At 64.3% G+C, this 26,447-nt stretch carries 26 protein-coding genes and 1 pseudogene; 19 read left to right on the top strand and 8 right to left on the bottom strand.

Features of this window, described 5'->3' with window-relative positions:
* The first annotated feature begins 844 nt into the window (after window positions 1–844).
* The 9 genes from H6B31_RS12780 (at window position 845) to H6B31_RS12740 (ending at window position 7,911) form a co-directional block, all read left to right on the top strand.
* Entirely contained in the window at window positions 845–1,102 is a 258-nt protein-coding gene (locus H6B31_RS12780) for a hypothetical protein (protein ID WP_191345966.1), read from the top strand.
* Window positions 1,103–1,111: 9 nt separating this feature from the next.
* Window positions 1,112–2,425: an amidohydrolase family protein gene (locus H6B31_RS12775; protein WP_204898868.1), complete on the top strand. Its 1,314-nt coding sequence runs from the start codon at window positions 1,112–1,114 to the stop codon at window positions 2,423–2,425.
* Window positions 2,426–2,460: 35 nt separating this feature from the next.
* Window positions 2,461–4,353, top strand: a complete 1,893-nt coding sequence (locus tag H6B31_RS12770; RefSeq protein WP_204898867.1) for an oligosaccharide flippase family protein — start codon at window positions 2,461–2,463, stop codon at window positions 4,351–4,353.
* Window positions 4,354–4,489: 136 nt separating this feature from the next.
* On the top strand, window positions 4,490–5,293 hold the full coding sequence (mazG, locus tag H6B31_RS12765) for a nucleoside triphosphate pyrophosphohydrolase (protein WP_204898866.1): 804 nt from the start codon (window positions 4,490–4,492) through the stop codon (window positions 5,291–5,293).
* Window positions 5,294–5,377: 84 nt separating this feature from the next.
* Window positions 5,378–5,653: a non-specific DNA-binding protein Hbs gene (gene hbs / locus H6B31_RS12760; RefSeq protein WP_204898865.1), complete on the top strand. Its 276-nt coding sequence runs from the start codon at window positions 5,378–5,380 to the stop codon at window positions 5,651–5,653.
* Between the two features lie 75 nt (window positions 5,654–5,728).
* Window positions 5,729–5,971: an RNA-binding S4 domain-containing protein gene (locus H6B31_RS12755; protein WP_087289350.1), complete on the top strand. Its 243-nt coding sequence runs from the start codon at window positions 5,729–5,731 to the stop codon at window positions 5,969–5,971.
* Between the two features lie 11 nt (window positions 5,972–5,982).
* Window positions 5,983–7,032 (top strand): FAD:protein FMN transferase, encoded by a 1,050-nt coding sequence (locus H6B31_RS12750; protein WP_243419042.1) that lies wholly within the window; start codon window positions 5,983–5,985, stop codon window positions 7,030–7,032.
* Window positions 7,029–7,409: a NusG domain II-containing protein gene (locus H6B31_RS12745; protein ID WP_204898864.1), complete on the top strand. Its 381-nt coding sequence runs from the start codon at window positions 7,029–7,031 to the stop codon at window positions 7,407–7,409. Before H6B31_RS12750 ends, H6B31_RS12745 begins: the two co-directional genes overlap by 4 nt.
* Window positions 7,387–7,911, top strand: coding sequence for a Gx transporter family protein (locus H6B31_RS12740; RefSeq protein WP_204898863.1), 525 nt, complete (start codon window positions 7,387–7,389; stop codon window positions 7,909–7,911). The genes H6B31_RS12745 and H6B31_RS12740 overlap by 23 nt, the downstream gene beginning before the upstream one ends.
* 284 nt (window positions 7,912–8,195) lie before the next feature.
* On the opposite strand, the gene H6B31_RS12735 is transcribed toward H6B31_RS12740, so the two are convergent.
* The 8 genes from H6B31_RS12735 to rplU form a co-directional block, all read right to left on the bottom strand.
* Window positions 8,196–9,071, bottom strand: coding sequence for a YitT family protein (locus H6B31_RS12735; protein WP_204898862.1), 876 nt, complete (start codon window positions 9,069–9,071; stop codon window positions 8,196–8,198).
* A gap of 128 nt (window positions 9,072–9,199) precedes the next feature.
* On the bottom strand, window positions 9,200–10,309 hold the full coding sequence (locus tag H6B31_RS12730; RefSeq protein WP_204898861.1) for a PTS sugar transporter subunit IIC: 1,110 nt from the start codon (window positions 10,307–10,309) through the stop codon (window positions 9,200–9,202).
* A gap of 112 nt (window positions 10,310–10,421) precedes the next feature.
* Window positions 10,422–10,934: a transcription repressor NadR gene (locus H6B31_RS12725; protein WP_204898860.1), complete on the bottom strand. Its 513-nt coding sequence runs from the start codon at window positions 10,932–10,934 to the stop codon at window positions 10,422–10,424.
* Between the two features lie 126 nt (window positions 10,935–11,060).
* The gene (gene obgE, locus H6B31_RS12720) at window positions 11,061–12,341 is read right to left on the bottom strand and encodes a GTPase ObgE (RefSeq protein ID WP_204898859.1); all 1,281 of its coding nucleotides are present in this window, start codon (window positions 12,339–12,341) and stop codon (window positions 11,061–11,063) included.
* A gap of 33 nt (window positions 12,342–12,374) precedes the next feature.
* Complete coding sequence (locus H6B31_RS12715; protein ID WP_204898858.1) at window positions 12,375–12,800, bottom strand: PPC domain-containing DNA-binding protein; 426 nt, start codon at window positions 12,798–12,800, stop codon at window positions 12,375–12,377.
* Between the two features lie 117 nt (window positions 12,801–12,917).
* Window positions 12,918–13,202, bottom strand: coding sequence for a 50S ribosomal protein L27 (rpmA, locus tag H6B31_RS12710; protein WP_191342322.1), 285 nt, complete (start codon window positions 13,200–13,202; stop codon window positions 12,918–12,920).
* A gap of 3 nt (window positions 13,203–13,205) precedes the next feature.
* Window positions 13,206–13,535 (bottom strand): ribosomal-processing cysteine protease Prp, encoded by a 330-nt coding sequence (locus H6B31_RS12705; protein ID WP_087289365.1) that lies wholly within the window; start codon window positions 13,533–13,535, stop codon window positions 13,206–13,208.
* A gap of 4 nt (window positions 13,536–13,539) precedes the next feature.
* The gene (rplU, locus tag H6B31_RS12700; RefSeq protein WP_087289367.1) at window positions 13,540–13,851 is read right to left on the bottom strand and encodes a 50S ribosomal protein L21; all 312 of its coding nucleotides are present in this window, start codon (window positions 13,849–13,851) and stop codon (window positions 13,540–13,542) included.
* A gap of 292 nt (window positions 13,852–14,143) precedes the next feature.
* On the opposite strand from rplU, the gene H6B31_RS12695 reads away from it, so the two are divergent.
* From H6B31_RS12695 to H6B31_RS12650, 10 genes and pseudogenes are all read left to right on the top strand, one after another.
* Entirely contained in the window at window positions 14,144–14,812 is a 669-nt protein-coding gene (locus tag H6B31_RS12695) for a hypothetical protein (protein ID WP_204898857.1), read from the top strand.
* Between the two features lie 112 nt (window positions 14,813–14,924).
* Window positions 14,925–16,358: a Trk system potassium transporter TrkA gene (gene trkA, locus H6B31_RS12690; RefSeq protein ID WP_242972723.1), complete on the top strand. Its 1,434-nt coding sequence runs from the start codon at window positions 14,925–14,927 to the stop codon at window positions 16,356–16,358.
* Entirely contained in the window at window positions 16,355–17,794 is a 1,440-nt protein-coding gene (locus H6B31_RS12685) for a TrkH family potassium uptake protein (RefSeq protein WP_204898856.1), read from the top strand. Before trkA ends, H6B31_RS12685 begins: the two co-directional genes overlap by 4 nt.
* 22 nt (window positions 17,795–17,816) lie before the next feature.
* Entirely contained in the window at window positions 17,817–19,259 is a 1,443-nt protein-coding gene (locus H6B31_RS12680) for a TrkH family potassium uptake protein (protein ID WP_204898855.1), read from the top strand.
* Between the two features lie 191 nt (window positions 19,260–19,450).
* Entirely contained in the window at window positions 19,451–21,529 is a 2,079-nt protein-coding gene (locus H6B31_RS12675) for a sodium-translocating pyrophosphatase (protein WP_204898854.1), read from the top strand.
* Between the two features lie 135 nt (window positions 21,530–21,664).
* The gene (locus H6B31_RS12670; protein ID WP_191342326.1) at window positions 21,665–22,609 is read left to right on the top strand and encodes a carbohydrate kinase family protein; all 945 of its coding nucleotides are present in this window, start codon (window positions 21,665–21,667) and stop codon (window positions 22,607–22,609) included.
* Between the two features lie 59 nt (window positions 22,610–22,668).
* Entirely contained in the window at window positions 22,669–22,926 is a 258-nt protein-coding gene (locus tag H6B31_RS12665) for an HPr family phosphocarrier protein (RefSeq protein ID WP_087289376.1), read from the top strand.
* An 18-nt stretch (window positions 22,927–22,944) separates the two neighbouring features.
* Complete coding sequence (gene ptsP, locus H6B31_RS12660) at window positions 22,945–24,597, top strand: phosphoenolpyruvate--protein phosphotransferase (protein ID WP_204898853.1); 1,653 nt, start codon at window positions 22,945–22,947, stop codon at window positions 24,595–24,597.
* 231 nt (window positions 24,598–24,828) lie between these two features.
* The gene (prfB, locus tag H6B31_RS12655) at window positions 24,829–25,950 is read left to right on the top strand and encodes a peptide chain release factor 2 (protein WP_204898852.1); all 1,122 of its coding nucleotides are present in this window, start codon (window positions 24,829–24,831) and stop codon (window positions 25,948–25,950) included.
* Between the two features lie 158 nt (window positions 25,951–26,108).
* Window positions 26,109–26,447: pseudogene (locus tag H6B31_RS12650) on the top strand (hypothetical protein); the annotation flags it as partial.

The raw sequence follows: 26,447 nt of genomic DNA, 5'->3' as shown, positions 1-26,447 counted from the left end.
CGCAAATGCCTAGGCTGGAAATCTCCTCTTGAACTCTTTTTTCACAAACCGTTGCACTTCACTTGACAATCCGCCCGATGGGAAAGTACCCAAAGGATCGCGGGGGACGCGGCCGACGGGCACTTCGTGCCCATAGGACCGCCACCCTACCCCCTCTGTCGCTTCGCGACATCTCCCCCTGACAGGGGGAGTCGGCCCCCGGACCCCTATTACGGGGGTTACCCCTTGGGTCAGGCAGAATTCTTCCGGCGCGCAAAATCTGAGTGGCAATCTAAATTCCCGCCGGGCCACTGGGCCCTGGGTTTGCAAAAATTGCAAGCGGTGCGGCTCCACAACTGCGCCTGGCTTTGACGAGCCAACGATACTTTGCCCATTAACGGCGGGAGTCCCAAGGGACTCCCCTATGCAAAACCGCAAGCCTTCCCCCTGGGGGGAAGGTGGCTGGCCGAAGGCCAGACGGATGAGGGGGCAGGTCTCCGTCTCCTCTTTTGTAGAGGCGGCACACTGTGCCGCCTGGGAATGGCCCGATGAGGGCATCGGGCCCTACGAGAGGAGCGAACTGTTTCAGCATCCGCCGCAGGGGCGGGTGCCCTTACCTGCCCGTAAGCCTTCCCCTGGGGGAAGGTGGCTGGCCGAAGGCCAGACGGATGAGGGGGCAGGTCTCCGCCTCCTCTTTTGTAGAGGCGGCACACTGTACCGCCTGGGAACGGCCCGATGAGGGCATCGGGCCCTACGAGAAGAACGAACTGTTTCAGCATCCGCCGCAGGGGCGGGTGCCCTCACCCGCCCGCCGTCCGCAGACGGCGAAACTCCCCCGCCGATCTGAGAATCAGGAGAGATTTTCGTGCTCACCATCTTCAACCGCGCGGAGCTTCTCATCACCTACGACCTCGCCCGCTTCTGTCAGGTGCGGGATGCCCTGGAGGCGGCGGGGATCGACTTCACTTACAAAGTCAGGAACCGAACCAGTCCCACCATGACGGCGTCCGGCAGCCGGGAGCGGTTTGGAAACGCAAATATCCGGCACGACGCCCATATGGAGTACCGCCTGTTTGTCCACCGGGACCAGCTGGACTGGGCACAAACTTTTTTGAAGCAATAGGAGCAATTCATGTCTGTTTTATTTGAACATGTCACCGCCGTCACCATGGATGAGGAGCGGCGGATTTTAAAGGACGCCTATGTGGCGGTGGAGGGGACAAAAATCGCCTCTGTGGGCACCCAGCGCCCCCAAGGGGCGTTTGACCGGGTGATCGACGGCGCCGGCAAGGTGCTGATGCCCGGCTTTGTGAACGCCCACACCCACCTGCCCATGACCCTCATGCGGGGGTACGGCGGGGGCCAGGACCTGCAGCACTGGCTGAACGACTTCATCTTCCCCGCCGAGGCCAAGCTGGACCAGCGGGCGGTGGCCGCCGGGACCGGCCTGGGCCTGGCGGAGATGATCGCAGCGGGCGTCACCTGCGTGGCAGACATGTATATGAAGACGGGGACTATCGCCCAGCAGATCGTGGAGGCGGGCATCTCCGCCAACCTGTCCTGCGGAGGGGTGTACTTCGGCGCCCCGGAGGACTTCTCTCCTGAGACCTGCGGCGACTGCCGGAACCAGATCGCGCTGACTGAGGAGTGGCACGGCGCAAATGACGGACAGATCCTGGTGGACGCCTCCGTCCACGCCGAATACACCTCCAACCCGCCTCTGTGGAGGTGGATGGCGGACTACGCCATGGAGCACCGCCTCAATATGCACGTCCATGTATCTGAGACGGTCTCAGAGCACCAGGCGTGTCTGGAGCGGTGGGGCAAGACCCCCACTCAGATCCTGGACCAATACGGGGTGTGGGACAGCGGGAGGGCCCTGGCCGCCCACTGTGTGTACACCACGCCGGAGGACTGGGCCATCATGTCGAAAAAGCACGTCTCCTGCGTCCACAACCCCTGGTCCAATCTGAAGCTGGGCTCCGGGGTTGCCCCCGTCCCGGATATGCTTCAGGCGGGGGTGAACGTGGCCCTGGGCACTGACGGCATGTCCTCCCACAACAGCGCCGACCTGTTCTCCGATGTGAAGCTGGCCGCCTGCCTCCAGGCCGGGGTGCGCCGGGACCCCATGGCCCTGTCCGCCTGGCAGGCCCTGGAGATGGCCACGGTGAACGGGGCGGAGGCCCTGGGCCGGGACACGGGGGTTATCGCCCCGGGGAAGACGGCCGACCTGATCTTGGTGGATTTCTCCGCCCCCAACCTGACCCCCTGCCACGACGTGGCGGAGAATCTGGTCTACGCCGCCCACGGCTCCAACGTGGACATGAATATGGCCCGGGGGAAGGTCATATATGAGAAGGGAGAGTTTTTCACCCTGGACCTGGAGCGCATCCGGTACGAGGTGGAGCGCTACGCCCTCCCCCTGCTCTTTGGCACCAACTCCTGATCCCAGATCCGAATTCCATACAAGGAGGTCTCCGAATGGCGCAGCACGATCAGCCCCCGCGCCGGGTGGCCCATACGTCCAAACCAAATACCTTTTTCGGCGGAGCTGCCATTTTGGCGGTAGGCATTCTGGTGGTCAAACTCATCGGCATGTTCTACAAGATCCCGCTCCTGAACATCATTGGGGAGCAGGGCTCCGCCGACTTCAACAACGCCTATAACATCTACTCCGTCCTGCTCACCATCTCCACCGCGGGCCTGCCCGTGGCGGTGTCCAAGCTGGTGAGCGAGGCCGACGCCCTGGGCCGCCGGAACCAGGTGCGCCGCACCTTCCGGCTGGCACTGGCCCTGTTCCTGATCCTTGGAGTCCTGTCCTTCCTGGTGATGTTCTTCGGCTCGGAGCAGCTGGCCGGCCTAATGAACGACAGCATGGCCGCCCCCGGCATCCGGGCCCTGGCCCCGGCGGTCATCTGCGTGGGCTGCCTGTCCGCCTTCCGGGGCTATGCCCAGGGGCACGGGAACATGACCCCCACCGCCGTCTCCCAGATCATCGAGGCCCTGTGCAAGCTCACCGTGGGCTTAGGGCTGGCCTACTGGCTGGTGGGCCACGGGGCGGACGCCAGCCACGCCGCCGCCGGCGCCATCACCGGCGTGACGGTGGGTACCATCGTGGCTCTGGCCTATATGCTGATGAACTTTTTGATCACCCGCAGCCAGGAGCCCCAGCTGGCCGACGACCGGCCCGACGAGCCGGCCACCATCCTCAAGCATCTGCTGATGATCGCCGTCCCCATCACCATCAGCTCCTCCATGGTGGGCATCGTCACCGTCATCGACACCTCCCTGGTCCAGGGACAGCTCCAGCGGGCCCTGCTGGAGAACCAGGACACCTGGAATCTCTATGGGAATTTTGTGGACTTCACCTCCCTGGAGGACGCCCTGTCCGCCTGGCAGGCCGCCCTGCCCGATGGGAGCACCGTCTCCATGTCCCTGCTGGACCAGTACGCGGCCCAGGCCGAGGCTCTGCGGGATCAGCAGTCCGCCCTCACCGACCTGCAGTCCGCATCCCTGGAGCTCCACGCCGCCCTGGAGAACATCAGCCGCACCCTGTACGGCAACTACTCCGGCGCCCTGAACATCTATAACCTGCCCACCTCCCTGATGGCCGCCGTCACGGCCGCCGTCATTCCCGCCGTCTCCGGGGCGCTGGCCCGCCGGGACCGCCGGGGAGCGGGGCGGATCACCGGCTCCGCCCTGCGGATCTCCGCTCTGGCCGCCTGCCCCATGGCGGTGGGCCTCTTCGTCCTGGGCGAGCCCATCATGGCCCTCATCTTCCCCAACCTGAACCCCCAGCTGGCCGGCCCCCTGCTGTCCACCCTGGGCCTGGCCACCCTGTTCGTGTGCATGATGCTGGTGTGCAACTCCATCCTCCAGGCCCACGGCTTTGTGAGCCTGCCGGTGATTATCATGGTGGCGGGGGGCGTGGTGAAGATCATCACCAACTACAACGTGGTGATCCAGCCCACCATCGGCATCTACGGGGCCCCCATGGGGAACATCCTGTGCTTCGCCCTGTGCATGACCCTGGACCTGGTGGTGATGTCCCGGGTGATTCCCCGCCGGCCCAAGTATATCCAGGTCTTTGCCAAGCCTCTGGCCGCCTCCGCCCTCATGGGTCTGGGGGCCTGGGCGGTGCACGGCCTGATGTCCAAGCTGTTTGAGGCCACCGGGATTTTCATGTCCGCGGACCCCGTGACCCATGAGGTGCTGGGGCTGAGCCGCACCGGCAACGCCGCGGCCACCCTCCTGGCCATCCTGGTGGCGGTGGTCATCTACGGCGTTTTGGTGATTGCCCTCCGTGCGATTACAAAAGACGATCTGATGCTGATGCCCAAGGGCGAAAAGATTGCCCGGATGCTCCGTCTCTGATGGCTCAAAAAGGCCCTGAACGGCTGTTTTCAGGGCGGCGCCGGGGCCTTCCATGTATTTCCGCCCCCTGTGGGGGCGGAAATACGCAAAAGAATTGGGCTAAAAGCAAAAAATACCTTGCGAAGGAAGCGAGAATGTGGTAGATTTTCAGTATATGGAGCGCTATGACATCCAGGATCTGCGCCGCATCATGGCCCTGCTCCGGGCTCCGGGGGGCTGCCCCTGGGACCGGGAGCAGACCCACGAGAGCATCCGGCGAAACATGCTGGAGGAGGCCTATGAGGTGGTGGAGGCCATCGACGAGAAGGACCCCGAGCACCTGAAGGAGGAGCTGGGCGACGTCCTGCTCCAGGTGGTGTTCCACGCCCAGATGGCCCGGGAGGAGGGGCTCTTCACCTTTGACGACGTGGTGGACGGCGTAGCCCAGAAGATGGTGTTCCGCCACCCCCACGTCTTTGGACAGGCCCACGCCGACGACAGCGCCCAGGCGCTGGACACCTGGGACGCCCAGAAGCGGGAGGAGAAGGACCAGCGCACCGCCTCGGACACCCTGAAGGCGGTGGCCCGCTCCCTTCCCGCCCTGATCCGGGCGGAGAAGATCCAGAGCAAGGCCGCCAAGGCGGGCTTTGACTGGCCGGACCCGGCCCCCGCCCTGGACAAGCTGGCCGAGGAGGCGGACGAGCTCCGCCGGGCCGCCCAGGGGGACGGGGACCCGGAGGAGGAGCTGGGCGACCTGCTGTTCGCCGCGGTGAAGGCGGGGCGCTTCCTGGGCCTGGACAGCGAGCAGGCTCTGACCCGGGCCTGTGACAAGTTCATCCGCCGCTTCCAGGCGGTGGAGGAGCGCGCCGGCGGCCGCCCTCTGGGGGAACTGCCCCTGGAGGAGCTGGAGGCCCTCTGGGCCCAGGCCAAGGCGGAGGAAGCTCCAGCGCAGAAGCCGTGATGGGGACAAGCGCCCCAGATCAGCGCACCAACCAAAGACAGGCCGCCGTTTGGGGCCGTCAACTTTCTTAGGAGGAATACGACCATGAATAAGACCGAACTGATCGCCGCCGTGGCCGAGAAGGCCGATCTGTCCAAGAAGGACGCCGAGGCCGCCATTACCGCCACCGTGGACGCCATTACCGAGGCCCTGACCCAGGGGGAGAAGGTCCAGCTGGTGGGCTTTGGCTCCTTTGAGGTAAAGACCCGGGCCGCCCGGGTGGGCCGCAACCCCCGCACCGGCGAGGAGATCCCCATCTCCGAGGCCAAGCTGCCCGTGTTCAAGGCCGGCAAGGCCCTGAAGGACGCGGTGGCCCAGTAAGCCATGCCATCCCGGGAGCGCCGCTTGGCGGCGCTCCTTTTTTTGAACAGGAACCAGGAAAGGAGTTTTCTGATTATGCGGCTGGACAAATGGCTTAAAGTGTCCCGGCTCATCAAGCGGCGGACGGTGGCCAACGAGGCCTGTGACAACGGCCGTGTCACTGCCAACGGCCGGCCGGTAAAGGCCAGCTACGACGTGAAGGCCGGGGATCTTCTGGAACTGAAATTCGGCGAGCGCACCGTAAAGGTGGAGGTGCTGGCCGTGGCGGACAGCGTGGGCAAGGCGGACGCCTCCGCCCTGTACCGGGAAGTCCTTTGAGGCGGCCGGATATGGAGCGCGGAGAGGGAAGGACCCGGGCCGGACTCCTGGCGGCGGGGCTGGCCGCCGCGGTGCTGCTGGGCGGCTGCGCCCAGAGGACGGCGGAGCCGGCGTCCGGCCAGATCTTCGCCATGGACACCATCATGTCCATGGACGTGTATGGAGAGGGCGGGGAGGAGGCCCTGGCCCGGGCGGAGGAGACCATCTACCGCCTGGAGGACCTGTGGGCGGTCACCGACGAGAACAGCGAGATCTGGGCCCTGAACCACAGCGGCGGGGCGTGGGTGGACCTGTCCCAGGAGACGGCTGACCTGCTCTCCCAGGCCCTGGAGCTGTGCGCCCTCACGGACGGGGCCCTGGACCTGACCGCCTACTCGGCGGTGCAGGCCTGGGGGTTCACCACCGGGGAGTACCGGGTGCCCTCCCAGGAGGAGCTGGACGCCCTGATCCCGCGCATTGACTACACCCGGCTGGAGCTGGATGGGGACGGCCTGCGGGCCCGCCTGCCTGAGAACATGGAGCTGGACCTGGGGGCGGTGGCCAAGGGGTACACCGGAACGTATCTGGCCGAGCAGCTGCGCCAGGCGGGGGTGACCTCCGCCATCCTCCGGCTGGGTGGCAATATCCAGGCGGTGGGGACCCGTCCCGACGGAAACCCCTGGCGGGTGGCCATTCAGGACCCGGACAGCCAGCAGGAGGCCACCCTGGGGGTGGTGGAGGTGTCCGACCAGGCGGTCATCACCTCGGGGGGCTATCAGCGGTACTTTGAGGAGAACGGGGAGACCTACTGGCACATCATGGACCCGGACACCGCCGCTCCCGCCCGCAGCGGCCTGACCTCGGTGACGGTCATCGGTGCGGACGGCACCGTGTGCGACGCCCTGTCCACCGCCCTGTTTGTCATGGGGCCGGAGGAGGCCGCCGACTTCTGGCGGGCACACCCGGAGCTGGGTGTGGAGCTGATCCTGGTGCTGGAGGACGGCACGGTTCAAATCACCCAGGGGCTGGAGGAGACCTTCACCCTGTCCCAGGACCGGACGATGGAGGTGATCGCCCCGTGAACCGGAGAACGGCCATTCTGGCGGGGGCGCTGGCCCTGGCCGTGCTGGCCTGCGCCGGCTTCCTCCTGTGGCAGCGGGCCAGCGCCCAGGCGGGGGTGTCGGTCAGAATCTATCAGTACGGAGAATTGGTGGAGGAGGTCCGCCTGGACCAGGTGACCGAGCCCTACACCATCCCCCTTACCGGCGAGGACGGGGCGGAGAATCTGGTGGAGGTGGCCCCCGGCCGGGTCCGGATGCAGAGCGCCAACTGTCCCGACCAGGTGTGCGTGAACCAGGGGTGGATCTCCGACGCCTCAGTGCCGGTGGTCTGCCTGCCCCACCAGGTCGTCCTTGAGATCACAGGGGGGGAGAGCCATGCGGACGCCGCCGCCGGATAAGGGGACCCGCCGCCTCACCCGGCTGGCCCTGCTCACCGCCATCGCCCTGACCATTTTTATGGTGGAGGCCCAGATCCCCGTGCCCATCCCCATACCCGGGGTGAAGCTGGGGCTGGCCAACATTGTCACGGTGTACGCCGTCTTTGTGCTGGGGCCCTGGGACGCCCTGTCCATTCTGGTGGTCCGGGTGTTTCTGGGGGCGGTGTTCTCCGGGCAGATGATGACCCTCTTTTACAGCCTGGGGGGCGGGCTGCTGTGCTGGGTAGTGCTGGTGCTTCTGCGCCGGCTGTTCACTAAGAACCAGATCTGGCTGTGCAGTCCGGTGTCCGCCATCTTTCACAACCTGGGGCAGCTGCTGGTGGCCGCCGCCCTCATGGGTACCTGGGTGGTGATGGCCTATCTGCCCTATCTGGTGATCGCCGGGGCGGTCAGCGGCCTGTTCACCGGCCTGTGCGCCCAGTTTCTCATCGGACGGCTGGACAAAATCTCCCACTCCCCATAATGGAAAACAAAATCCCGCGGCATATGCCGCGGGATTTTTCAGGCTGTCGAAAAAGTGGCAGAGCCACTTTTTCGAGTTAGGCTGCACGAAATTTTTGCCTCGATTTCTTGCGAAATTGTCGGCAAAAATTTCGCGAGAAGTGTCATTTCCGAGGCGCATGTCCTCGAAAATGACAAGATTAAATTTTATTCCGTCGTCTGCGGACGACGGAACTCCTTGCAGGAGGGCTTTTTTGACAAGCTGCAACATCCCGCGGCATATGCCGCGGGATGTTTCTGTATGTATCACTCTAAATTCTCATCGTCCAGCCGATGGAAGTCCTTGTTGTGTCCGAACACGTGGGTGAGGGGGTAAACCTTGATGAAGCAGTCGAAGCCCTGGTCCCTCATGAACTCCCGGAGCTGGACGTACTCCCGGGAGTTGCACACGCAGTCCAGCTGGGTCTTGGGCTCCTTGGAGTAGCCGCCGATGACCTGATCGATGGTGGCGCTCTTGTGGATCTCGTCGATGATGAACCGCTCGATCTCGGCGGGGTGGTCGCAGATGATCTCCACCTCGTAGAGCTTGGGCCCCAGGTTGAAGACCATGTAGTTCATGCAGTTGATGTAGATGATCTGCCCCACAAAGGCGTAGGCCACCACATCCAGGCTGAAGGCGGACAGCATGACCACCATGATGGTCCCCTCCAGCGCCAGCATGATGTTCTTCAGTTCCACCGCCCGGAAGACCTTTTTTTTCAAAATCTTGGCCAGGGTGTCGGTCCCCCCGTAGGAGTACCCCAGGCGGTAGGTGATTCCAGCCCCTACCCCGTAGATCACGCCGAAGAGCATGACGGCGATGAGCTTCTCCTGCAGAATGATCTCCACCTGCACATGGTTGAGCACCCACAGCACCAGGGGGTAGAGCACCGACAGGAAAATGATGTTGGAGACCTCCTTGTACCCCAGGGTCAGGAAGGTGCACAGCAGCATCAGCAGGGTCAGGCCGTAGAAGATCAGGGCGTAGTTGATCCCCACAAAGCTGGCCGCCGTCATGGACAATCCGGTGAGTCCCGTCACCACGAAGCCGTTGGGCAGGGCCACCCAGTTTACCGCAATACTGCACAATACGCAGCTGAGCACCATATAGAACAGCGTCAGGAAACGGCTGCGTTTCTTCATGGGGGTTCCTCCTCCGATGTCCAAGAATTGCGCGGTCACTTCTCAACGGAGAGGATACCTTAATTCCATCCAAAAAGCAAGACGCCCCGAAAAGATTTTACGTTTTGCCTGGTGCCCAACACATTGTCTCACTGGGGCAGGGTCAGGTCCCCCTCCTTGATCCAGCCGATCTTCCGGAAGAACAGGCCGAAGGCCCAGGTGAGGACGGCGGGGAGGACAAAGGAGATGAGGATGAGTCCCGCCCACTCAAAGGCGGTGGGGGCGATGGCGGCCGCCCCGTTGGCCAGGGCGGTCTCGCTGGGATTCACCCAGCCTGTCCAAACCCCTAGCTGGCCGCACAGGCCGCAGGTGCCCATGCCCGAGTTGATGGGGTCCCCGTTCATCTCCAGCCGGAACACACAGGTGGCCAGGGGGCCGGTGACGGCGGAGGTGAGGATGGCGGGGAGCCAGATCCGGGGATTTTTCACGATGTTGGGCATCTGGAGCATGGAGGTGCCGATGCCCTGGCTCACCAGACCGCCCCACCGGTTCTCCCGGAAGGACAGCACCGCGAAGCCCACCATGTTGGCGCAGCACCCGGCCACCGCCGCCCCCCCGGCCAGGCCGGTGAGGCCCAGAGCGGCGCAGATGGCTGCCGAGGAGATGGGCAGGGTGAGGGCAATGCCCACCAGGACGGACACCAGCACCCCCATGAAGAAGGGCTGGAGCTCGGTGGTGCGCATGATGAGCTGACCGAAGGCGCTGGCCGCCCCGCCGATGGGGGGCGCGATGATCCAGGAGGCCCCCAGCCCCGCCAGAATGGTGACGATGGGGGTGACCAAAATGTCCACCCGGGTCTCCTTGGACACGGCCTTGCCCACCTCGGCGGCGATGATGGCCACGAACAGCACCGCCAGCGGTCCGCCCGCGCCCCCCAGGGCGTTGCAGGCGTAGCCCACCGTCACCAGGGAGAACAGCACCAGAGGCGGGGCCTGGAGGGCGTAGCCGATGGCCACCGCCATGGCCGGGCCGCTCATAAAGGAGGCCAGCCCCCCCGCCGTATACCCCACGCCGTTGATGGTGATGAGCTGGGCGGTGAGAAAGCCGATGCCGAACTGGCTGCCCAGGGTGTTCAAAATCGTCCCGATGAGCAGCGAGCAGAAAAGGCCCTGGGCCATGGCCCCCAGGGCGTCGATGCCGTAGCGCTTGGCGGAGATCACAATGTTCTTCCGCCGGAGAAATCCTCGAACTGTTTCCACATCTACCACCTGTTTCAGTGCAAAATAAAATAGTACACAGGTGTCAAGACACCTGTGTACAACATCATACACGGCCCGGCGGGACCTGTCAACCTATTTTTTCAAAATGCTTTTATCCCTTCCACAGCAGGCCCGCCTCGTCCAGGGCGGCCCGCACCCGCTGGAAGGCCTCCTCACTGGGGCAGCGCAGGGTGTGCAGGTGGATGCCGCCGGTGAGGTCGGAGAGGAGATTGGCCTGATTTTTCGAGACTGAGCGGATAAATTCCTGCACATCATACCGGGAGGAGAGGTGGAGCTGTCCGGCCAGCTGGCCGTAGATGGGGTGTTCCACCACCACGTCCACCACCTGGCAGCCCTGGTCCACCATGATCTCCAGCTCCCGGGCCATCCCCTCCCGGTCGTGGACGCAGGCCACAGTGCGCAGCAGGGCGGCGCTGTCCCGGGGGAGCACATAGCCCCGGGGGGTGGCGGCGATGTCCGCCCCGCCCGCCCGCAGCAGGGCCACGTCCCCCACGATGATTTGGCGGCTGACGGCAAACTCCCGGGCCAGGGCGGCGGCGCTGACCGGATGGTCTGTCTGCTCCAGTCTGGATAAGATAGCGGCCCGGCGGGCGGCAGCATCCATGAAAATCCCTCCTTGTCAGGTGTCAAGATAGCGCTATTGTACCACAAAGGAGGGGAGAGGGCAACGCCGTCTCCTCTGGGGGCGTAAAAAACGCCCGCCCCAGGGCGTGGGGCGGGCGGAAATACGTCAGCGCTGATATTCAAACTCCAGATCGTACAGGGAGACGGTGTCCCCGTCCTGGATGCCCATGGCCTCCAGCTTGTCAAAGAGGCCGGAGGCGCGCAGCTGCCGGTCGAACCAGCTGCGGCTCTCGTAGTCGGAGAAGTTCACGTTGGCCATGAGGCGCTGGAGCCAGGGGGCCTCCACCACCCAGGTGTCGTCGAACTGCTCGATGGACACCTCGCCGGAGGTGTCCACCTCCGGGGGCCGCTCCACATAGGTGGGCTCGAACACCGCCACGGGGGGCAGGTCCTGGAGCTCCTGGGCGCAGCGCTTCACCAGCTCCCGGGTGCCCTGGTGGGCGGCGGCGGAGATCTCAAAGAACTCCAGCCCCTGGGCCTGGACGTGCTCCCGCAGGCGCTGGAGCAGCTCGGGGTCCTGCATGATGTCCACCTTGTTGGCCGCTACGATCATCTTCCGGGAGGCCAGCTCGGGGGAGTACTGCCGCAGCTCCTGGTTGATGGCCTCGAAGTCCTCAACAGGGTCCCGGCCCTCCGAGCCGGACACGTCCACCACATGGATGAGCAGCCGGCACCGGTCGATGTGCCGCAGGAAGTCGTGGCCCAGGCCGGCGCCATCCGCCGCCCCCTCGATGATGCCGGGGATGTCGGCCATGACGAAGGAGACCCCCTCCTCTACATAGACCACCCCCAGGTTGGGGAACAGGGTGGTAAAGTGGTAGTTGGCGATCTTGGGCTGGGCCCGGCTGACCACGCTGAGGAGGGTGGACTTGCCCACGTTGGGGAAGCCCACCAGCCCCACGTCGGCCAGCAGCTTCAGCTCCAGAATAACCTCCCGGGTCTCGCCGGGGTAGCCCGCCTTGGCGAAGCGGGGCACCTGCCGGGTGGGGGTGGCGAAGTGCTGGTTGCCCCAGCCGCCCCGGCCGCCCCGGCAGAGGATAAAGGGCTCGTCCCCGGAGATGTCCTGGATGATCTCCTGGGTCTCCGCGTCCCGGATGACGGTGCCACGGGGGACCTTCAGGACCAGGTCGGTCCCGTTCTTGCCGGTGCAGCGCTTGCCGGAGCCGTCCATGCCGTTCTCCGCCACATACTTGCGCTTATAGCGGAAGTCCATGAGGGTGGACATGTGGTCGTCGGCCACCACCACCACGTTGCCGCCCCGGCCGCCGTCGCCCCCATCGGGGCCGCCGGCCGCCACGTACTTCTCCCGGTGGAAGGAGACCACCCCGTTGCCCCCGTTGCCGGAGCGCACGGTGATCTTGGCGGTATCTACAAAGGGTGCTGCCATCTTCGGCACCTCCTTTTCACTCAAATAAATGGATCAGATAAATTCAAACAGGTTCAGACCCACGGTATCGCTGAACCTCCGGTCCACGTCCCCGTCCCACACCTGGAGGAACAGCTCCAGGGTGGCGCTGATGACGGCGGAGGTCAGATGCCCGGCGTGGACCTCGCCGGTGACCGGGTTGCCGATGGTGATGTGGAGATGGAGGTAGGGTTCCCCCTCCTTCCGGGACACATTCCCCACCAGGGCGGAGATCTCATAGTCCCCCTGGTACCGGCGGGAGTGGTACTGCTTCTCCCGGGTATTGAAAATGCCGATGGTCACATCCCCCGCCGCACCCAGGGCGGACACGCTGCCCAGACGCACGTTCTCCCGCTCCACCAGGGCGGTGAGCTGCTCCACGATCTCCTCCCCCGGGTCCAGGCGCATCACATAGCCCTGGGGGAACTTCCGATATTCCATGACTCAAAACCTCCTTTTGAAACGCGCTTTTGCTTCTTGCCGGCGCCCCCCAGCGGGGCGGGAACACAGAAAAAAGCCGCAAACGGTCCATACGTTTGCGGCTTCCTGTACAGCAAATTACTGGGCGATCTCCACAATAGAGACCTGCTTGCGGTCCTTGCCCAGACGCTCAAACTTCACCTTGCCGGACTTGAGGGCGAACAGGGTGTCGTCGCTGCCCTTGCCCACGTTCACGCCGGGGTGGATATGGGTGCCGCGCTGCCGGACCAGGACGTTGCCGGCCAGAACGAACTGACCGTCGCCCCGCTTCACGCCCAGACGCTTGGACTCGGAGTCGCGGCCGTTGCGGGTGGAGCCAACGCCCTTTTTATGGGCGAAAAACTGCAGACCGATATTCAGCATGTGTTACACCTCCAAAACGGTAATATGATCGGGATATTCCTCCGCCAGCTGGACAAAGTGGACCATGAGGGCGGCCAGAAGGGTCTGGCAGGTGCTCTCGTGGGTCTGTCCCAGATTGGCGGGGAGTTTCAGTGTGATGGACGCGTCCTTCTGCCGCACCTTGACGGAGGCCTCCAGCCCCAGCACGTCGTTGACGGCGCACTCCACCAGACGCACTGCGCTGGTGACGGCGGCACAGACGATGTCCTCCCCCTCCGGGGCGTAGCCGCTGTGCCCCCGGACGGTGAATCCGGTGATGCGGCGGCCCTCGGTGTGGAATTCTGCGGTGGTCATTGGATTAGGCCTTGATGGCGCTGATCTGGACCTTGGTATAGGGCTGGCGGTGGCCCTGACGCTTCCGGTAGCCCTTCTTGGGGGTGTACTTGAAGACGCGCACCTTCTTGCTCTTGCCGTTCTTCACCACAGTGGCGGTCACGGAAGCGCCCTCCACAGCGGGAGCGCCGAAGGTGGCGTTGTCCCCGTCCAGCACAGCCAGAACCTGATCGAACACGATCTCCTGGCCGGCCTCGGCCTCCAGCTTCTCGATGAACAGAGTGTCGCCCTCCGCCACCTTGTACTGCTTGCCGCCGGTAACGATGATTGCCTGCATGTCATTCAACTCCTTTATTACGGGCTCGCTCTCGCAGGAGGAGAGAGATCTCACTTTGCAAATTACCCTGCTCAAAGCGGCTCTAAAATTATATCAGTGTCCCCATTTGCTGTCAAGGAAATTTTGAAAAAAATCAGCGGGCGGAGCGGGGCGGATGGAGAATTTTTCTCCCCGTCTTGCTTTTTCTCCATAGACCTTCTATAATACCGACTGTACCATGCGGAAGTGTTGCCTGCCGGGAAAAAGCGCCCGGGGGCCGCGCAAGAACGCTCTGTGAAGGAGGTGTCCCGCCATGAAGCGCGCCGCAGTGCCGCTGATCCTGTTTCTCTTCGGTTTTCTGCTGGGCCTGCTGTGTCTGTCCCCCATGTCCAGCCGGCCGCCGGACACCGCTCCGGCCCTCTCCGTTCAGGGGAGCGGGGGGGAGGACGGGGGAGAGGTTCCCGCCTTCACCTCCAAGGACACCACCGCCCTGCTGCGCTCCGCCGCCGGCGTGGCGGAGGCCCTGAAGTATAAGGACTACGAGGCGCTGGCCGGCTATGTTCATCCGGATCGGGGGGTCACCTTTACCGCCTACTCCACGGTGAATCTGGAGACCGACCAGAACTTTTCCGCCGATCAGATCCGGGAGCTGGCCCAGGACGAGACCCGCTACCTGTGGGGCTATGAGGACGGCCGGGGAGAGCCGATCCAGCGGACCATCGCGCAGTTTTTAGAGGAGTTTATCTTCTCCGTGGACTACACCCAGGCCACCTCCGTGGGGGTGGACGAGATCGTCATGAGCGGGAATTCCCTGGAGAATTTAAAGGAGGCCTATCCGGACTGTCGGTTTGTGGACCTGTGCTACCCCAGCCTGGACCCGGCCTATGAGGGGCTGGACTGGTGCTCGCTGAAGATCGTGTTCGCGCCTACCCAGTCCGGCTGGTATCTGGTGGGGCTGATCCACAGCCAGTGGACCATCTGAGCGGGGAAGGCGGCCCCTTCGGAGAAAGACCGCATCCCGCCAAACCGCATCCGGCAGCAAGAATCACATTAACATGCAGAGGGAGGGCCGCCCCTGGGGGGCGGGCAGTGCCATGAAGGAAAAAGAGAAGGAGAAGCAGTCCCTGAAGGTCGTCATCGTGGGCAACGGAAAGGTGGGCTTCTCTCTGGCTGAACAGCTGGTGAAGGAGAAGTACGACGTCACCATCGTGGATATGCGGGAGGACAGCCTGCGCCGGGCCTCGGACGCCCTGGACATTATGAGCATCCGGGGCAACGGCGTGTCCGCCGCCACCCTGGCCGACGCGGGGGCCGCCGAGGCCGACCTGCTGGTGGCCGCCACCAACTCCGACGAGGTGAACATGGTGTGCTGCCTCACCGCCAAGCACATGGGGGCCAAGTTTACCATCGCCCGCATCCGCAACCCAGAGTACAGCATGGGGCTCAACGACCTGAAAAAGGACCTGGGCATCGACATGATCATCAATCCGGAGAACGCCACCGCCATTGAGATCTCCCGGCTGCTCCGGTTCCCCTCCGCCGCCAACATCGAGACCTTCTGCCGGGGGCGGGTGGAGCTCATGGGCTTCCGCATCCAGGAGGGGGATTTTATGGCGGGAAAGCCCCTGTACGACCTGTCCGACCAGGTCAAGCGGCTCTCCCTGCTGTTCTGCGCCGTGGACCGGGAGGGCGAGGTCACCATCCCCAACGGCTCCTTTGTGCCCCAGGTGGGGGATAAGCTCTATCTGGTGGGCCGCCCCGCCAGCCTGGACCAGTTTTTCCGCCTGCTGGGCCGCTACACCCCCAAGGTGAAGGACGTGTTCATTGCCGGCGGGGGCAAGGTGTCCCTCTATCTGGCCGCCATTCTGGAGAAGATGCGCATGCGGGTGAAGATCGTGGAGATCAGCGAGGAGCGCTGCCGCCACATCAGCGAGACCTTCCCCCACACCACCGTCATCTGCGGCGACGGCACCGACCAGGAGCTGCTGGAGTCGGAGCGGATGTCCGCCGCCGACGCCTTTGTGGCCCTCACCGACCGGGACGAGGACAACCTGATCATCTCCCTGTACGCCATGCAGCAGGGGGTGCAGAAGGTGGTGGCCAAGTCCAACCGCCAGAACTACGCCGGCATCGCCCGGGCGGTGGGCCTGGACAGCGTCATCTCCCCCAAGCTGATCACCGCCGCCCAGATCCTCCAGGTGGTCCGGGGGATGCAGAACTCCCAGGGCAGCGTGATGAACACCTTCTACCGCATCGCCGACGGCTCCGCCGAGGCCATGGAGTTCACCGTCCGGGACACCACCCGCCACCTGAGGACCCCCTTGAAGGATCTCCACCTGAAAAACGGGATTCTGCTGGCGGTCATCATGCGCGGCCGGGAGATCATCATTCCCGAGGGCTCCTCCTACATCCAGGAGGGGGATTCGGTGATCCTCATCTCCCGGGGCTGGCGCATTCTGGATCTGAACGATATTTATGAGGAGGAGATCCCCATGCCCTCTGCGGCCTCCCTCAACGGACGGGGATGAACCTGCGTTTTGTCTTCAAGCTGGTGGGGCGCGTGGAGCTGATGGTCGCCGCCTCGCTCCTCCTCCCGCTGGCGGTGGCCCTGTTTTACGGTGAGAGCCCCTGGCCCTTTGTCCTCACCATGGGGCTGATCCTGTGCGTCTGCGCCCCCCTGGCCCGGATGCCTGCCCAGCCGGTGTTTTTCCAGAGAGAGGGCTTTGTGATCGTGGGCCTCATCTGGGTGGTCACCTGTCTGTTCGGCAGCCTGCCCTTCTGGTTCTCCGGGTGCTTCGCCTCCTTTGTGGACTGCCTCTTTGAGGCCAGCTCGGGCTTTACCACCACCGGGGCCACCATTCTGCCTGATATTGAGGCCCTGCCCCAGGGCATTCAGTTCTGGCGGTGCTTCACCCACTGGCTGGGGGGCATGGGAGTGCTGGTGCTGGCCACGGCGGTGTTTCCCTCCCTGGGGGCCCGCTCCCAGTACCTGACCCGGGCGGAGACGCCGGGGCCCATGGTGGTCAAGCTGGTGCCCAAGCAGGCCAAGACCTCTAAAATCCTCTACGGCATCTACTGTGCGATGACCCTGGCGGTCATCGCCCTGCTGTGGGGGGCGGGCATGCCCCTGTACGACGCGGCGGTCCACGCCTTCTCCATTGCCGGCACCGGCGGCTTCTCCAGCAGGAACGCCAGCTTTGCCGCCTACCCCCTGCCGGGGGTGGACCTGATCGTGGCCACGGCCACCCTGCTGTTTTCCCTGAACTTCGGGCTGTTTTTCCTGGCCCTGCGCCGCCGGTTCCGGGAGATCTGGAGGAGCGAGGAGCTGCGCTTCTTCCTGGCGGTGGTGGCCCTGGCCACCGTGCTCATCGCCTGGGATCTGGACCCGGTCTACCACCAGGGTGCGCTGGAGTCCCTGCGGTACGCCTTCTTCCACGTGACCTCCGTCATCTCCACCAGCGGCTTTTTCACCGAGGACTACGCCCTGTGGCCCCAGTTCTCCCAGATGGTGCTGGTGCTGCTCATGTTCTGCGGCTCCTGCTCCAGTTCCACCGGCGGCGGCATCAAGTGCGCCCGGGTGCTCATTCTTCTGCGGATTCTCCGCCGGGAGGTGCGGCGCATTGCCCATCCCCGGTGCGTGGAGGTCATCAAAATGGACGGCCGGGTGGTGGAGAGCTCCACCATCCGGGGGACGTTGGTCTTCCTGGGGTGCTATATGCTGATCCTGCTGGCCGCCGGGCTGATCATCTCTCTGGATGGATACTCCTTTTCCATCTCCTTCTCCTCCGCCCTGGCCAGCCTGAGCAATGTGGGGCCGGGGCTGGAGCTGGTGGGGCCCACCGGAAACTTTTCTCTCCTCTCGCCCCTGTCCAAAGTCACCATGTCCCTGTGCATGGTGATTGGTCGTCTGGAGATTTTTCCCATTCTGGTCCTGTTCAGCCGCGCTGTGTGGCGGCATACTTAAAGCATATCGTGGTGTTTTTGCAATGAATATCAAGCTGGTTCTGAAGGTTTTGGGACGGGTGGAGCTGGTGGTGGCCGCCTCGATGGCGCTGCCGCTGGCCTGCGCCCTGCTCTACGGAGAGGACATCGCCCCATTCCTCTGGAGTATTGCAATCATTCTATGCGTCAGCCTGCCGCTGTCCTTTCTGTCCACGGACAGCTCCTTCTTCCTGCGGGAGGGCTTTGCGGCTGTGGGCCTCATCTGGCTGTTTACCGGCGTGGCCGGTGGGCTCCCCTTCTTCTTCAACGGAGGCGGGGGCTTCAACACCATCTGGGACTGTATCTTTGAGGCCAGCTCGGGCTTCACCACCACCGGGGCCACCATCCTCACCGACATCGAATCCCTGCCCAAGGGCATCCTCCTGTGGCGGGCCTTCACCCACTGGCTGGGGGGCATGGGCATTTTGGTGCTGGCCACGGCGCTGCTCCCCTCCATGGGGGTGCGTTCCCACTACCTGGCCCAGGCGGAGAGCCCGGGGCCGGTGTTCTCCAAGCTGGTGCCCAAGCAGTCCCAGACCTCCAAGATCCTGTACAGCATCTACTGCGTCATGACGGCGGTGGAGGTGGCCCTGCTGAAGCTGGCGGGGATGCCCTTCTACGACGCCCTGGTCCACGCCTTCTCCACCGCCGGCACCGGCGGCTTCTCCAACCGGGCGGCCAGCGTGGGGGCCTATGACAGCGCGGTGATCGACCTGATCATCGGGGTGTTCTGTCTGCTGTTCTCCATCAACTTCGCCCTGTACTTCCTGGTGCTTCAGCGCCGGATCTGGGAGGCCCTGAAGAGCGACGAGCTGCGCTTCTTCCTGGTGGTGGTGGCCCTGGCCACTGCGGCCATCGCGGTGGACATCCTGCCCCAGTACGGCAGCATTCTGCAGAGCCTGCGCTACTCCTTCTTCCAGGTGGCATCCATCATCTCTACCACCGGCTTTGCCACGGCGGACTATGTGCTCTGGCCCCAGACCTCCCAGTATATCCTGATCCTGCTCATGTTCTGCGGGGCCTGCGCCGGCTCCACCGGCGGCGGCGTCAAATGCTCCCGCATGCTCATCCTGCTGCGTACCATCCGCCGGGAGATCCACCAGATTGCCCACCCCCGTTCGGTGGAGGTGGTCCGGCTGGAGGGCAAGGTGGTGGATGAGAACACCCTGCGGTCGGTTCTGACCTTTATCGGCTGCTATGTGCTGATCCTGCTGGGGGCGGGTCTCATCGTCTCTCTGGACGACGTGTCCTTTTCCGTCTCCTTCTCCGCCGCCCTCACCTGCCTGAGCAACGTGGGCCCCGGACTGCAGGAGATCGGCCCGGTGGGCAGCTTCGCGGAGTTCTCCCCCCTGTCCAAGGTGGTGCTGTCGGTGACCATGATCGCCGGCCGTCTGGAGCTCTTCCCCATTCTGGTGCTGTTCAGCCGCCGGACCTGGAGCCGCAGCTGAACCCATGACTCTCCGTGCCCCGCCGCAGATTCAGCGGCGGGGCACTTTTTGTTTTTGTTTAATGCGACGAATTGACTGGTAATACGCTTTTTCTTTTTGTTTAGATGTGGTAAAATAGAGGCAGCCACCGCGCAGGTGGGACGGACAGCGCTCCGCCCGCCGGAGGCGCGGAATCGAGGGGAGTGCATCACATGGAACAGCTGTATTTGGTTGGATTTCTGGGGGCCGCGGCCGCAATCCTGTTTGCCTGGGGCCAGAGCCGCCGGGTGCTGTCCTACTCGGAGGGCAGCGAGGCCATGCGGAAGATAGCCGCCGCCATCCGCTCCGGCGCGGACGCCTACCTGAAGCACCAGTACGCCACGGTGGCCAAGGTGTTTCTGGTGGTCTTTGTTTTGCTGCTGCTCATGGCCTTCGGCACGGGCGGGGAGATGCTCTCCCGGTTCACCCCCTTCGCCTTCCTCACCGGGGGCGTGTGGTCCATGCTCTCCGGCCTGGTGGGCATGAAGATCGCCACCAGCGCCAACGCCCGCACCGCCCAGGCCGCCAGCGAGAGCCTGAACCACGGCCTCCGGGTGGCCTTCTCCTCCGGCTCGGTGATGGGCTTCACGGTGGTGGGGCTGGGGATGCTGGACATCTCCCTGTGGTTCCTCTTCCTGCGGGTATTCGCAGGAATTGACGACCCCATGACCCTGGGCAACATCATGGTGATGAACGGCATGGGGGCCTCCTTCATGGCCCTGTTCGCCCGGGTGGGCGGGGGCATCTACACCAAAGCCGCCGACGTGGGGGCCGACCTGGTGGGCAAGGTGGAGGCGGGCATCCCCGAGGACGACCCCCGGAACCCCGCCACCATCGCCGACAACGTGGGGGACAACGTGGGAGACGTGGCCGGCATGGGGGCCGATCTGTATGAGTCCTATGTGGGCTCCATCCTGGCCACCTTCTCCCTGGGGGCCTGCGCCGGATACGGCTGGGCGGGGATGATCCTCCCCATTCTCCTGGCGGTGTGCGGCATTCTGTGCTCCATTGTGGGCACCTTCTTTGTAAAGACTGAGGAGAACGCCAGCCAGAAGTCCCTGCTGCGCTCCCTGCGCACCGGCACCTATCTGGCCGCTGTCCTCTCCGCCCTGGCCGCCGCCCCCCTCACCTACTTTATGGTGGGGAACTGGGGGGTCTACGCCGCCATCCTGTGCGGCCTCATCGGCGGCTGCGCCATCGGCTACTTTACGGAATACTACACCTCGGACACCTATAAGCCCACCCAGAAGCTGGCCGCCGCCGCGGAGACGGGCTCGGCCACCGTCATCATCGGGGGGCTGTCCCTGGGCATGCTGTCCACCATCGCCTCCATTCTCATCGTAGCCATTGCCATCCTCATCAGCTTCTACGCCGCCGGAGGCGGGGCCTCCTTTGACCGGGGGCTCTACGGCATCGGCATCTCCGCCGTGGGCATGCTGTCCACCCTGGGCATCACCCTGGCCACCGACGCCTACGGCCCGGTGGCGGACAACGCCGGGGGCATTGCCGAGATGTCCGGCCTGCCCGAGTCCGTCCGGGAGCGCACCGACGCCCTGGATTCCCTGGGCAACACCACCGCGGCCACGGGGAAGGGCTTTGCCATCGGCTCGGCCTCCCTCACCGCCCTGGCCCTGCTGGTCTCCTATGTGAACATCGCCGCGGAGAAGTCAGGGGAGGCGCTGGACCTGTCCCTCACCAACCCCCTGATTCTGGTGGGGCTGTTCCTGGGGGCCATGCTCACCTTCGTGTTCTCCGCCCTGACCATGAGCGCGGTGCAGACCGCCGCCCAGTCCATTGTGGTGGAGGTGCGCCGCCAGTTCCGGGAGATCGCCGGCATCATGGAGTACAAGGCCGACCCGGACTACGCCTCCTGCGTGGCCCTGTGCACCCGGGGGGCCCTCCATGAGATGGTGGTCCCCGCCCTGCTGGCCATTATCGTCCCCATCCTCACCGGCCTGCTTCTGGGGCCCGAGGGCGTGGTGGGGCTGCTGGGGGGCGTGTCGGTCACCGGCTTTGCCATGGCGGTGTTCATGTCCAACGCCGGCGGCGCCTGGGACAACGCGAAAAAGTACATCGAGGCGGGTCACCACGGGGGCAAGGGCTCCGACTGCCACAAGGCCGCCGTGGTGGGGGACACGGTGGGGGACCCCTTCAAGGATACCTCCGGCCCCTCGCTGAACATCCTCATCAAGCTGGTGTCCACCGTGTCCATTGTATTTTCCGGACTGATCGTGGCGTTCCACATCCTGTGACCCAAACTGGGCACATTTTCCAAAACTTCCCGGAAGACCCGTTGCCGGATTGGAAAAGTTGTGCTATGATTTTCTTGAACTCCCGACCCGCACAGATGCGCGTTTATTTTGAAAGTAAGGGGGCGTGATGCCGCTATGCTGGACATCACCACCATTGGAGAAGTACTCATTGATCTGACCCAGACGGGGTGCAGCGAACAGGGGGTCCCCCTGTTTGCCGCCTACCCCGGCGGGGCGCCTGCCAACGTGGCAGTGGCCGCCGCCAAGCTGGGGGCCTCCACCGCCTTTGTGGGCAAGACCGGCCAGGATGAGTTCGGCAGTTATCTGCGGCGGGTGCTGGCGGAGCACGGGGTGGACGTCACCGGCCTGCACACCGACCGCTCCCCCACCTCTTTGGCGGTGGTCTCCGTCTCCCCCGGCGGGGAGCGGTCCTTCCGCTTCATGCGGGGGGCGGACACCAACCTGTCCCCGGACGAGATCGACGAGGGCTGGGTGGACCGGAGTAAAGTGCTCCATTTCGGCTCTGTGAGCCTCACCGCGGGCATGTCCCGCTCGGCCACCATCTTTGCCGCCCGGCGGGCCCACAAGACGGGCAAGCTGGTGAGCTACGATCCCAACTACCGGCCCAGCCTGTGGCGGGGGAGGGAGGAGGCCATGCAGTGGCTCCAGATCCCCCTGCCCCTGGCCGGCCTGGTGAAGATGTCCCAGGAGGAGCTCCCCCTGCTCACCGGGTCGGAGGACCTGGAGCGGGGCAGCCAGATTCTGGAGGACATGGGCATCCGCCTGGTGGTGGTCACCCTGGGGGACCGGGGGGCCTTCTACCGCTGGAGGGGCCGCACCGGCCTGGTGCCCGGCGTGGATGTGGAGGCGGTGGACACCAACGGAGCGGGGGACACCTTCCTGGGGGCCCTGCTCTACCGGCTGACCCGCCGGGGGGACTCCCCCCTGGAGGGGCTCACCGTCTCCGAACTGGAGGAGGCGCTGGACTTCTCCAACCGGGCCGCCGCCCTCACCTGCACCCGGCCGGGGGCCATCCCCGCCATGCCCACCCTGGAGGAGCTGTCCGGAGCCGGGGAGTGAACCCGCCCCTTCCGCCCGCTGGGGCGGGAGTTGCAATACCGAGCAGAGGAGCGTTTGTTATGCAGCAGTTTACCTATACCATTACCGACCCCATCGGTCTTCACGCCCGGCCCGCCGGCCTGCTGGTCCGGGCGGCCAGAGCCCTGGACAGCACTGTCACCATCCGGAGAGGGGACAGGTCCGTCTCCGCCGTCGAGCTGATGAACCTGATGAGTATGGGGGTCCGGCAGGGGGAGCAAGTCACCGTCACCATTGAGGGGGGTGATGAGGAGGCCAGCCGGAGAGCAATGGAACAGTTTTTTCAGGAGAACCTGTAACGCAAGGAGGACGCTGGAATGAAAGTCGCCACGGGAACTTCCATTCTGAAGGGAATCGCCATTGGCAAGCTGAAGCTCTACCGCAAGGAGGCGGTGGAGACAGGCCGCGCCTCCTCGCTCACCCCGGAGGAGGAGTACGCCCGCTTCCAGGCCGCCCAGAAGGCCGCCCAGGAGCAGCTGGGGCAGCTGTATGAGAAGGCCCTGGACGAGGTGGGAGAGGACAACGCCGCCATTTTTGAGATCCACCAGATGATGCTGGAGGACGAGGACTATGTGGACGCCGTCAAGGGTATTCTGGACAGCCAGGGGGCCACGGCGGAGTATGCGGTGACCGCCACGGGGGAAAATTTTGCCGCCGCCTTCGCCGCCATGGAGGACCCCTATATGCAGGCCCGGTCCGCCGACGTGAAGGACATCTCCCGCCGGGTGGTGAATATCCTGGCCGGGACCGACGCCGGAGCCGTTCAGGGGGACGAGCCCGCCATCCTGGTGGCCGACGACCTGACCCCCAGCGAGACGGTGCAGCTGGACAAGAGCAAACTGCTGGGCTTTATCACCCGGGGGGGCTCCGCCAACAGCCACACCGCCATCCTGGCCCGGACCATGGGCATCCCCGCCCTCATCGGGGTGGACTTTGACGAGAGCTGGGACGGACAGCTGGCCATCTTGGACGGCTACAACCACTGTGTATACGTGGACCCGGCGCCGGAGCTGCTCTCCGCCATGGAGGCCAAGCGCCGCGCCGATCTGGAGCAGGAGGCCCTCCTCCAGGGGCTGAAAAAGAAGCCCAACGTCACCCTGGACGGCACCGAGATCCAGGTGTACGCCAACATCGGCGGCGTGGGGGACGTGGGTCTGGTGCTCCAGAACGACGCCCAGGGCATCGGATTGTTCCGCAGCGAGTTTCTCTACCTGGACGGGGACGACTACCCCACCGAGGAGGAGCAGTTCGCCGTCTATAAGCGGGTGGTGGAGACTATGGCCGGCAAGAAGGTCATCATCCGCACCCTGGACATCGGGGCGGACAAGCAGGCGGACTACTTCGGGCTGGACCACGAGGAGAACCCCGCTCTGGGCTACCGGGCCATCCGCATCTGCCTCACCCGCCGGGACGTGTTCAAGACCCAGCTGCGGGCCATCCTCCGGGCCAGCGCCTTCGGCACGGTGTCCATCATGTTCCCCATGATCATCTCCGTGCGGGAGGTGCGGGACGCGAAAGAAATCCTGGAGGAGTGCCGCGCCGAGCTGAAGGCTCAGGGCGTTCCTATGGGGGAGGTGGAGATCGGCGTGATGATCGAGACCCCGGCCTCTGTGATGATCGCCGACGAGCTGGCCCAGGAGGTGCAGTTCTTCTCCCTGGGTACCAACGACCTGACCCAGTACACGTTGGCCATTGACCGGCAGAATCCCAAGCTGGACGCCTTCTACAACCCCCATCACCCGGCCATCCTGCGGATGATCCGGCAGACCATTGAGGCGGGCCACCGCCACGGCTGCTGGGTGGGCATCTGCGGGGAGCTGGGGGCCGACCCGGTGCTCACCGAGACCTTTTTACGCATGGGCATTGACGAGCTGTCCGTCTCACCGGCGGCGATTCTCCCCCTGCGCAAGCGCATTCGGGAGCTGGACCTGAGCAGGCCCGCCGCCTCGGAGCCTCTGGACGGGGCGTGATCTCACGCTCCGGAGCTTTCTGCCTGTGATTTCCCCGCGCCGCGCGGCCCGTTTTGGCTGTGCGGCGCGGATTTTGTCCGCTCCGCCCCATTTCTCCCCGGTTCCGGCACTTTTTTTCCCAAATCCCCAGCCCCCTTCTTTACAATTCTTCCCGGTTCGGATATAATATTTAGGCTATAATGGAATCTTATAGGGTTTAATTTGTCTTCAGAGAATGAGAGTGAGGAACGTATGCTTCAATTTGACGAATATAAAGTCCGGCTGAACAACCTGGCCCCCGTTCTGGAGGAGCTGGGTCAGGCCCTGGACCTGGAGAGCGCTGAGCGGGAGCTGGATATGCTCCAGGCGGAGTCCGCCTCCGACGGCTTTTGGAACAATTTGGAGAAGGCCCAGAAGGTGCAGCAGCGCATCAAGACCCTCCAGCACAAGGTGGACAGCCAGCACAAGCGCAAGCAGCACTGGGACGACCTGATGGCCCTGTGCGAGATGGGCAACGAGTTTGAGGACGAGTCCCTGATCCCCGAACTGGAGGAGGGCTTTGCCCAGCTGGAGACCGAGATGGAGGAGGCCCGGCTTCAGACCCTCCTCACCGGGGAGTACGACAGCTCCAATGTGATTCTCACCATCCACCCCGGCGCCGGCGGCACCGAGGCCCAGGACTGGGCCCAGATGCTCTACCGCATGTACACCCGCTGGACCGAGCGCCACGGCTTCACCTATCAGATCATGGACTACCAGGACGGGGACGAGGCGGGCATCAAGTCGGCCACCATCATGATCGAGGGTGAGAACGCCTACGGCTACCTGCGGGGAGAGCACGGGGTGCACCGCCTGGTGCGGGTGTCCCCCTTTGACGCCAACGCCCGGCGGCAGACCTCCTTCGCCTCTGTGGAGGTCATGCCCGACCTGCCCGAGGACGTGGAGATCGAAATCCGCCCCGAGGACATCGAGATGCAGGTCTACCGGGCCAGCGGCGCCGGCGGCCAGCACGTGAATAAGACCTCCTCCGCCGTCCGGCTCATCCACAAGCCCACCGGCATCGTCGTCGCCTCCCAGCAGGAGCGCTCCCAGTTCCAGAACAAGGACAACTGTATGAAGATGCTCCGGGCCAAGCTGGTGGAGCTGCAGATGCAGGAGAAGGCGGAGAAGATCTCCGACCTGAAGGGGGTCCAGCTGAAGATCGAGTGGGGCAGCCAGATCCGCTCCTACGTCTTCATGCCCTATCAGCTGGTGAAGGACAACCGCACCGGCTATGAGACCAGCGCCATCAACTCCGTCATGGACGGGGATCTGGACGGGTTCATCAACGCCTATCTCACCGCCGAGGCCACCGGAAACTGGGCCACAAAGTGAGAGCAGAGAGCAATTAAGAATCGTTTGGCGGCGGGAGCCGCAGTCAATCCAACACGTCCCGATTGCGGCCCCGTGAGGGCACGGGGCCCTACCAATGAGAGTTTGTAGGGCCCGATGCCCCCATCGGGCCGCATCGTATTTTTATGAAGGAATTGTCTATGAGACAGAAAAAACGGATTCCCTGGAAGACCATCGGACTGACTCTGCTGGCCGCCCTGGTGGGCGGTGCGGCGGGCTACTGGGGCATGTGTCAGGTGGACGCCCTGGGACTTCCGGGGCTTTTGGTCCTGCTGCTCCTGTTGGTGCTGGCCTATGTCCTCCAGATCGTGGTCCATGAGGGGGGACACCTGGTGTGCGGCCTGCTCACCGGCTACCGGGCGCTGTCCTTCCGCATCGGGAGGGTGCTGCTGGTGAAGCTGGACGGCCGCTGGAAGCTGCGCGCCTACCACATTCCCGGCACCGGGGGACAGTGCCTCATCTGTCTCTTATACACATCT

This window comes from Pseudoflavonifractor capillosus (genome assembly GCF_016899775.1).
In the GTDB taxonomy this organism is placed as follows: Bacteria; Bacillota; Clostridia; order Oscillospirales; family Oscillospiraceae; genus Lawsonibacter.
The sequence above is the reverse complement of the archived record's forward strand: the minus strand, read 5'-3'. Positions and strand labels throughout refer to the sequence as shown.

Excerpts from the sequence above, each read along its gene's own strand:
- H6B31_RS12775 (WP_204898868.1), top strand. The coding sequence starts at position 1,112 with ATGTCTGTTTTATTTGAACATGTCACCGCCGTCACCATGGATGAGGAG.
- H6B31_RS12770 (WP_204898867.1), top strand. The coding sequence starts at position 2,461 with ATGGCGCAGCACGATCAGCCCCCGCGCCGGGTGGCCCATACGTCCAAA.
- hbs (WP_204898865.1), top strand. The coding sequence starts at position 5,378 with ATGAATAAGACCGAACTGATCGCCGCCGTGGCCGAGAAGGCCGATCTG.
- H6B31_RS12755 (WP_087289350.1), top strand. The coding sequence starts at position 5,729 with ATGCGGCTGGACAAATGGCTTAAAGTGTCCCGGCTCATCAAGCGGCGG.
- H6B31_RS12750 (WP_243419042.1), top strand. The coding sequence starts at position 5,983 with ATGGAGCGCGGAGAGGGAAGGACCCGGGCCGGACTCCTGGCGGCGGGG.
- H6B31_RS12740 (WP_204898863.1), top strand. The coding sequence starts at position 7,387 with ATGCGGACGCCGCCGCCGGATAAGGGGACCCGCCGCCTCACCCGGCTG.
- H6B31_RS12735 (WP_204898862.1), bottom strand. The coding sequence starts at position 9,071 with ATGAAGAAACGCAGCCGTTTCCTGACGCTGTTCTATATGGTGCTCAGC.
- H6B31_RS12725 (WP_204898860.1), bottom strand. The coding sequence starts at position 10,934 with ATGGATGCTGCCGCCCGCCGGGCCGCTATCTTATCCAGACTGGAGCAG.
- obgE (WP_204898859.1), bottom strand. The coding sequence starts at position 12,341 with ATGGCAGCACCCTTTGTAGATACCGCCAAGATCACCGTGCGCTCCGGC.
- H6B31_RS12715 (WP_204898858.1), bottom strand. The coding sequence starts at position 12,800 with ATGGAATATCGGAAGTTCCCCCAGGGCTATGTGATGCGCCTGGACCCG.
- rpmA (WP_191342322.1), bottom strand. The coding sequence starts at position 13,202 with ATGCTGAATATCGGTCTGCAGTTTTTCGCCCATAAAAAGGGCGTTGGC.
- H6B31_RS12705 (WP_087289365.1), bottom strand. The coding sequence starts at position 13,535 with ATGACCACCGCAGAATTCCACACCGAGGGCCGCCGCATCACCGGATTC.
- rplU (WP_087289367.1), bottom strand. The coding sequence starts at position 13,851 with ATGCAGGCAATCATCGTTACCGGCGGCAAGCAGTACAAGGTGGCGGAG.
- H6B31_RS12695 (WP_204898857.1), top strand. The coding sequence starts at position 14,144 with ATGAAGCGCGCCGCAGTGCCGCTGATCCTGTTTCTCTTCGGTTTTCTG.
- trkA (WP_242972723.1), top strand. The coding sequence starts at position 14,925 with ATGAAGGAAAAAGAGAAGGAGAAGCAGTCCCTGAAGGTCGTCATCGTG.
- H6B31_RS12685 (WP_204898856.1), top strand. The coding sequence starts at position 16,355 with ATGAACCTGCGTTTTGTCTTCAAGCTGGTGGGGCGCGTGGAGCTGATG.
- H6B31_RS12680 (WP_204898855.1), top strand. The coding sequence starts at position 17,817 with ATGAATATCAAGCTGGTTCTGAAGGTTTTGGGACGGGTGGAGCTGGTG.
- H6B31_RS12675 (WP_204898854.1), top strand. The coding sequence starts at position 19,451 with ATGGAACAGCTGTATTTGGTTGGATTTCTGGGGGCCGCGGCCGCAATC.
- H6B31_RS12670 (WP_191342326.1), top strand. The coding sequence starts at position 21,665 with ATGCTGGACATCACCACCATTGGAGAAGTACTCATTGATCTGACCCAG.
- H6B31_RS12665 (WP_087289376.1), top strand. The coding sequence starts at position 22,669 with ATGCAGCAGTTTACCTATACCATTACCGACCCCATCGGTCTTCACGCC.
- ptsP (WP_204898853.1), top strand. The coding sequence starts at position 22,945 with ATGAAAGTCGCCACGGGAACTTCCATTCTGAAGGGAATCGCCATTGGC.
- prfB (WP_204898852.1), top strand. The coding sequence starts at position 24,829 with ATGCTTCAATTTGACGAATATAAAGTCCGGCTGAACAACCTGGCCCCC.